Origin of the sequence: Syntrophotalea sp. (assembly GCF_050253115.1) — a bacterium.
Lineage (GTDB): Bacteria > Desulfobacterota > Desulfuromonadia > Desulfuromonadales > Syntrophotaleaceae > Syntrophotalea > Syntrophotalea acetylenica.
On record NZ_JBFWJQ010000127.1, the window covers coordinates 1 to 6,902 of the forward strand.

8 protein-coding genes are annotated in these 6,902 nt (G+C 56.1%); all 8 read left to right on the top strand.

Annotated elements, in window-relative coordinates:
* The first annotated feature begins 5 nt into the window (after nucleotides 1-5).
* Nucleotides 6-131, top strand: coding sequence for an SDR family oxidoreductase (locus AB7E65_RS11230; RefSeq protein WP_320362218.1), 126 nt, complete (start codon nucleotides 6-8; stop codon nucleotides 129-131).
* Between the two features lie 98 nt (nucleotides 132-229).
* Complete coding sequence (locus tag AB7E65_RS11235; RefSeq protein WP_072286773.1) at nucleotides 230-529, top strand: putative quinol monooxygenase; 300 nt, start codon at nucleotides 230-232, stop codon at nucleotides 527-529.
* A 56-nt stretch (nucleotides 530-585) separates the two neighbouring features.
* Nucleotides 586-924: a DUF190 domain-containing protein gene (locus tag AB7E65_RS11240; protein WP_072286774.1), complete on the top strand. Its 339-nt coding sequence runs from the start codon at nucleotides 586-588 to the stop codon at nucleotides 922-924.
* 143 nt (nucleotides 925-1,067) lie between these two features.
* Entirely contained in the window at nucleotides 1,068-1,946 is an 879-nt protein-coding gene (locus tag AB7E65_RS11245) for a transporter (protein WP_428745923.1), read from the top strand.
* Between the two features lie 381 nt (nucleotides 1,947-2,327).
* Entirely contained in the window at nucleotides 2,328-4,379 is a 2,052-nt protein-coding gene (locus AB7E65_RS11250; protein WP_428745924.1) for a sigma-54-dependent Fis family transcriptional regulator, read from the top strand.
* A gap of 304 nt (nucleotides 4,380-4,683) precedes the next feature.
* Entirely contained in the window at nucleotides 4,684-4,833 is a 150-nt protein-coding gene (locus tag AB7E65_RS11255; RefSeq protein ID WP_320362212.1) for a hypothetical protein, read from the top strand.
* Complete coding sequence (gene thiC, locus AB7E65_RS11260) at nucleotides 4,814-6,604, top strand: phosphomethylpyrimidine synthase ThiC (protein ID WP_428745925.1); 1,791 nt, start codon at nucleotides 4,814-4,816, stop codon at nucleotides 6,602-6,604. The genes AB7E65_RS11255 and thiC overlap by 20 nt, the downstream gene beginning before the upstream one ends.
* 9 nt (nucleotides 6,605-6,613) lie before the next feature.
* Entirely contained in the window at nucleotides 6,614-6,817 is a 204-nt protein-coding gene (gene thiS, locus AB7E65_RS11265; RefSeq protein ID WP_072286777.1) for a sulfur carrier protein ThiS, read from the top strand.
* Nucleotides 6,818-6,902: the final 85 nt, after the last annotated feature.

Below are 6,902 nucleotides of genomic sequence, written 5' to 3' on the forward strand. Positions count from 1 at the left end.
GCGCCATCCTTGCAAAAGAAGTCGGAAAACCGGAGCAGGTTGCCGGTTACGTATCCTTTGTCGCTTCCGATGATGGCGATTACATGACCGGCCAGTCGGTCATGATCGATGGCGGGATTATCCTGGTATAGAGTTCTATGACTCCGGGGGCAACCCTGACGGGTGCCCCCGGGATCTCTCCCGCGTTTCGATGCGGCCGTCATCGTCACCAGCGTGAAAGGAACCTGTTTTGAGCGGAAACAAGCTGTATATCGTGGCCAAGTTCACGGCAAAGCCGGGGTTGGAAGAGGTTGTAAAAAAAGAGTTGACGTCATTGCTGGAGCCTACGCGTGCCGAAGCCGGCTGCATCAGTTACGACTGTCATCAATCCCAGGAGAATGCCGCGATCTTCGTGTTTTACGAGGTGTGGAAAAACCGGGAAGAGCTGGATAAGCACCTTGGCATGCCTTATCTGAAGGCGTTGCTCGGCAAGGTGGATGAACTGTTCGCCGTGCCCCCCGAACTGCACTTTTTGAACAAACTGGGCTGACTCTTTCACCATTTTGTCAATGTGTCCAACCCGTCACCTTGAACTGAGGAGGTATTATGAGCGTTGAAGGTAAGGCAAAAATATTGCGGATTTTTCTTAACGAAAAAACCAAGCTCGGCAACGAGCTGGTGTACGAGGCGATGGTTCAGGCTGCCTTCAAAAAAGGCATAGAAGGGTCCATGGTGTTTCGCGGAGTCGAAGGATTCGGATTCTGTTGCGACCAATGCCGTACCATTCATGAAGGCATGACGATTTCCGTCAAATGTCAACCGATGGTTATCGAATTTATCGATACCGAAGCGAAACTCAATGAGCTGCTGCCGATTTTGAAGGGCATGCTCAAAACGGGCGCCATGATCATGCAGGATGCGGATATCGTATTTAATCAGGGCTGATACTAGCCCGGTTGTTCCCTGAGAAAGGTCTGCCCATCCGAAAGGAGGTATTGAAGGGTCAGACAATCATTTTGCATTACCCGGTATGGTTTGTTCGAGGAGATACTTTTGCAGGAATTTCTAGCACATTTGATGGAGGTGGTATGATGGCTATAAGGAACAAGATTCTGTCCATGCTGCTGGTCACGTCATTTTTGATGATCGGCGGATTGTCCATGGCAACGCGGTCTTTCGCCGATGCGATTATTCCGTACAGCGTTATCGGAACAAACGAATACAATCTGCCTGTCGGTTTTGACAAACCGATCAATCTTCTTCTTTCCTACAACGTCTGGTCGAATATTACCGACTATCATGGGGAAGACGGGGAAAATTACGATGCTCTGCTTTCCGTCAATAAGTTTGCCCGACTCTTTACCATCGACGGCCTTGAGAACTGGGGCTTTCTGTGGGAAGGCGTTGTCGGCTTTGGCGGTTTGGGCTTCGAGAACGGGGACAGCTTGAGCGGTCTGATCGATCCGCAGACCGGTATGGTGGCCTGGACCAAGCCCATCCCGAGCTGGACCCTTTGTTTTGAATACTGGCTGCATCTTCCCTGGGGATCCAACGAGCTTTCCGATGGCTCCGTCAATCACACCCTGGCCATGATGAACAACCATCAGCTTTTTGATGGCAAATTCGTCATCGACTGGGACTTCGGTTACAAGATGCGTGGTGACGGGAGGAAGCTGGGTGCCAAGTACGAATATGGCAACTCGCTGTTTACCAACTGGGTTTTCACCTATAAGCACAATCCCTGGGTCAATCCCAACATCCATTTCGACTGGGAATCCGGCGGTTCCGGCAAAAACAAGAGTGCTGATACTGATCTCGCTTCCTACGATCGCATGCAGCTCGGTATCGGCAACAGCATGAAGATCACCGATCGCCTGCTGTTCGATATCTGGTACAGCTATGGTATCGACGGACGGAACATTGCCCGGACCAACAACGATTATACCCGCTTCGTCTGGAGTTTCTAGGGTTTTCCGGAAAAGTCAGGAAACCATCTGCATGGCCTGAAAACCTCCCCCCGGATCGCCGGGGGGAGGTTTTTGCAGGCAGGGTCGGCCACAAAACAATGGGGTTTGCCGATTTCAGCCTTGGTAAGTATTTCGGCAAGGCAGATAGAGGCTTGCAAATATTGGGTGTTGCATGGATGTGTCTTAAAAAGACAAGCAACCGGGATTGAGGTGCCTTTTAAATTAGCATCTTATGTTTTCTTTTTATCGCAATATTTACCAGTAGTGTTTGCCAGCAGTGTTGTCAAGCGAACAAGAGTCTGATAATCTAATGAACGATATAAGCGTTATCTGTTTTGCAAAGGCAGTATTCCGTCAATGATTATTCATGAGGTGGAAAGAATGCCTGATCGGGCTATCAACAGGCACGTACAGCGGATCTTTTCCTGCGTATCCGGCAACCGGGACAAGGACGACCCCGCGGTCGAGATCCCCATTGTCACATCGTGGGAACGAAGCCTGCAGCATTACGGCATCGATCCGAGCGAGCCCAATCCCGTGCGGGTGTTGACGGAGGGCGAGCTCAAGGGATACACTCAGCCGATCGAGCGGTTCTTGCGCATCGCCAAAGTGGCGGTACATCACCTTCACCGGCAGGTTTCGGGTCTCGGCTATTCGACCCTGTTGTGTGACGCCAACGGTGTTACCGTTGACTGGCGCGGTGACGAGCGGTATATCCGGCAGTGGAAGGATACCGGCTTGTTCCTTGGGGCTGTCTGGGACGAACAGCGCGAAGGGACCTGCGGGGTGGGTACGGCAATGATCGAGCAGGTTGCCTTGACCGTGCACAAGGGCGAGCACTTTCGCGCCAAGAATGCCAACCTGACCTGTTCCTGTGCCCCGATTGTCAGCCCGAGCGGTAAGACGATGGGGCTTATCGATGTTTCCGCTTTTCACTCTCCCGATTCCAAGGAAAGCCAGCATCTCGCTCTTCAATTAGTCATTCAGTCCGCGCGGATGATCGAATCGGCCTATTTTCTCAGCCAGTTCGAAGACCAGTGGGTTCTGCGGCTCAGTTTCGAGCGGGAACTCGCCGAGGTGTCGAGTGAGTGCCTGATCGCCATAGGTGGCGACGGTAAAATTCTGGCGGCGGATCGCGTTGCCTGCCGCAGTCTGGCGGGGGAAACCGGAGGTGGCGGTCTGGCAGGTCGTTTGATCGGAGAAGTATTCGATATCGATTTCGAGAAGTTGCTGGATATCTTTTCCCGATCCAGCATGGTCCTGCCGATCCGCACGCAGAAGATGGGGCTTCGCATGTTCGGTTCACTGCGCTGCCCGCAGGCTATTTCCGTCAAGCCGGTCGCCGCAGTCGAGGCACCCGCCCCCCGGAAAAGAAAGGTGCCTGCCCCGGGCGAGGCCCTGACCCTTGATTATCTGGCAGGGGAAGACCACAAACTGCTGGAAAGCGTGGAGCGCATCAAGCGGGTCATGAACAAGCCGATTCCGATACTTCTCAATGGAGAAACCGGTACCGGCAAGGAAATGTTCGCCCAGGCGATCCACAATGCCAGTCGCCGCGCCGACAGGCCTTTTGTTGCGGTAAACTGCGCCGCCATCCCGGAATCGCTCATCGAGAGCGAGCTTTTCGGCTACAAGGAGGGGGCTTTTACCGGCGCGCGCAGCAAGGGGATGCGGGGTAAAATCCTGCAATCCGACGGTGGCACCCTGTTTCTCGATGAAATCGGCGATATGCCGGCCAGCCTGCAGCCTCGCTTGCTGCGGGTGCTGGCCGAGCGCGAGGTGACGCCGCTGGGGGGCGAGACCCCGATCCCCGTCGATCTGCACGTGATCTGTGCAACTCACCGCAATATTCTGGATATGGTCGCCAGCGGTGATTTCCGCGAGGATCTCTATTACCGTCTCAACGGCGTGTCCTTTGAACTGCCCTCCCTGCGGGAACGCTCCGATATCGAACGCCTGATCGACGATGTGCTGACCATCGAAGCGGGCAGCGGCAATGAGCAGGCGGTCATCGATGACGAGGCGATGCGGGTTCTGGCTGATTTTTCCTGGCCGGGTAACATCCGGCAGCTGCGCAATGCGTTGCGTTACGCTCTCGCGGTATGCGACAAGGGGATCATCACCTGTGCCGACCTGCCGGTCGATGTGACCGGCGCGACGGATCCCGCGGCCCGGGCGAAGCCGGCCATTCCGAGGCCGGCGCCAGCCGCCCTGCCGGACAGAAGTTGCGAGGTGGATGATGAAGACGACGACAATGATGGCATTCTGGCCGAGCTTAACGCCATGGAGCAGGCGGAACGTCAGGTAATACTGGATGCCCTGCACAAACACAAGTGGCAGGTATCCAGAGCGGTAAGAGACGTTGGCATCAGTCGCGCGACCATGTATCGAAAAATGGAAAAATATGCCATTGTGCCGCCAAACAAGCGCTGAGGCCCTGATCCGGGGACCCTCTTGCAGCTTATGGGCAAAGACAAGCGGCTTGATTAAAAAGAGGCTGTCCGGAACACATTCCGGGCAGCCTTTTTTTCAATAAGCGAATGCAAGATGAATTCCTGATACTCTTCCCAGGGACAGCTGTTTCGTCTGGCGTTCGAAACAGCTGTCTCAAAATGAGAAGAGAACTGTTTTTTTGGGGAGATAACGCATCCGTAAAAACAAAGGCGGATTTGGCGAGACGGGCATGACGTGGGGGGAAAAGCAGGGCGGCTGCGCAGTGGTGTCGGGAAGGCGCTAGTTGGCGCGGTTTTTGCCATTTAAAGAGACAAAACACGGTTTTGTCGCAGGCGGCAGCAGCATGACTGCGCGATGGGGCGAACGGGACAAGCAGATTCCGGCCATGGCCGGAAAACAGCTCTGGGGACGAAATGATGAAACAGTTTCATGAAGATACCAACGCACGGATTTCAGCGCCGTCCGGCGAAGCGGCAGTCATCGGTACGCGCAAGGTTTATGTGGCCGGTTCGCGGCCGGATATCCGGGTGCCCATGAAGGAGGTCGTGCAGCGGCTGGGGGATGCCGAAACCTGCGAGGACGGACTTCTGAAAATTCACCTGTACGACACCTCGGGGCCGTTTACCGATCCCGGCGCCAGTGTCGATATTCGCACCGGGCTGTCTGCCATGCGGGCCGGCTGGATCGTCGAGCGTGGCGACAGCGAGATACTGCAGGCGCCGAGTTCGGAATACGCCAGGCAGCGCCTGCAGCGACATCGGCAGGAGAAGTATCACTTTCCTTCACTGCGGGTGCCGCGACGTGCCACGCAAGGCGGCAACGATACACAGAAGCATTATGCCCGTCTGGGGATCGTGACCCCCGAGATGGAGTTTATCGCCATCCGCGAAAACCAGCGCCGGGAAACCCTGCCTGATCTGCTGAAAAAACAGCACCCCGGAGATGCTCGGGGAGCGTCGATCCCCGGCATTATCACGCCCGAGTTTGTTCGGGACGAGGTGGCCGCGGGCAGGGCGGTGATCCCCTGCAATATCAATCATCCGGAAAGCGAACCGATGATTATCGGCCGTAACTTTCTGGTCAAGATTAACGCCAATATCGGTAACTCCGCCCTGTCCTCCTCCATCGACGAGGAAGTGGAAAAGATGATCTGGGCGATCCGCTGGGGTGGCGACACCGTTATGGATCTTTCCACCGGGCAGAATATCCATGAGACCCGCGAATGGATTATCCGCAACAGTCCGGTGCCTATCGGCACGGTGCCCATTTATCAGGCCCTGGAAAAGGTTGGCGGCAAGGCGGAGGATCTCAGCTGGGAGATGTTCCGGGATACGCTTATCGAGCAGGCCGAGCAGGGTGTCGACTATTTCACCATTCATGCCGGTGTGCGACGCAATCTGCTGGAGGCGGCGCAGCGCCGGCTTACCGGCATCGTCTCGCGCGGCGGATCCATCATGGCCAGATGGTGCCAGGCCCACGGCTGCGAGAGCTTTCTTTACACCCACTTTGAGGAGATCTGTGAAATCGCCAAAGCTTACGACGTGACCTTTTCCCTTGGGGACGGGCTGCGACCGGGCTCGATATTCGATGCCAACGATGAAGCACAGATCGCGGAGCTTAAAACCCTCGGCGAGCTGACGCAGATGGCCTGGCGTCACGACGTGCAGGTGATGATCGAAGGTCCGGGGCATGTGCCGCTGCACCTGATTCAGGAAAACATGGAGTTGCAGCTCAAGTATTGCCATGGTGCGCCGTTTTATACCCTCGGTCCCCTGGTGACGGACATCGCGCCCGGCTACGACCACATCACCTCCGCCATCGGTGGCGCCATGATGGCCTGGTGCGGCACCGCCATGCTCTGTTATGTCACTCCCAAGGAACATTTGGGTCTGCCGGATAAAAACGACGTCCGCGAAGGCATCGTGGCGCACAAGATTGCCGCCCATGCGGCGGACCTGGCCAAAGGGCATCCCGGGGCTCAGGCCCGTGACAATGCTCTGTCGAAGGCCCGTTACGAGTTCCGCTGGCAGGATCAGTTCGCTCTCGGCCTGGACCCCGAGCGGGCCATGGGGATTCGCAGGGCGCTGCTGCCGGATGACGCGGAAAGCAAGGAGCAGTACTGCACCATGTGCGGCCCCGATTTCTGTTCCATGAAAATAACCCGCAGTTTGAGGGAAGGCGCAGTTTGCGGAAAGTCGAAATAGAGGGGGGCCATGTCTCAATTGACGGTAAATGGTAAACCTTTGGTGCTGGCGCTGCCGGCGACGGTTCTGGACCTGCTGTCGCATCTCGATTTCGATCCGGCAAAGGTTGCCGTGGAGTTGAACGGGGCCATTGTCCCGCGGGATGCCTTCGAGGACACCGACCTGACCCGCGGTGACCAGCTGGAGATCGTGCAATTCGTCGGCGGGGGGTAACCCGCCTGAAGAGGATAAGCCCATGGATGAACTGGTTATCGCCGGTCGCCGCTTCCGTTCCAGGCTGCTGGCCGGAACCGGCAAA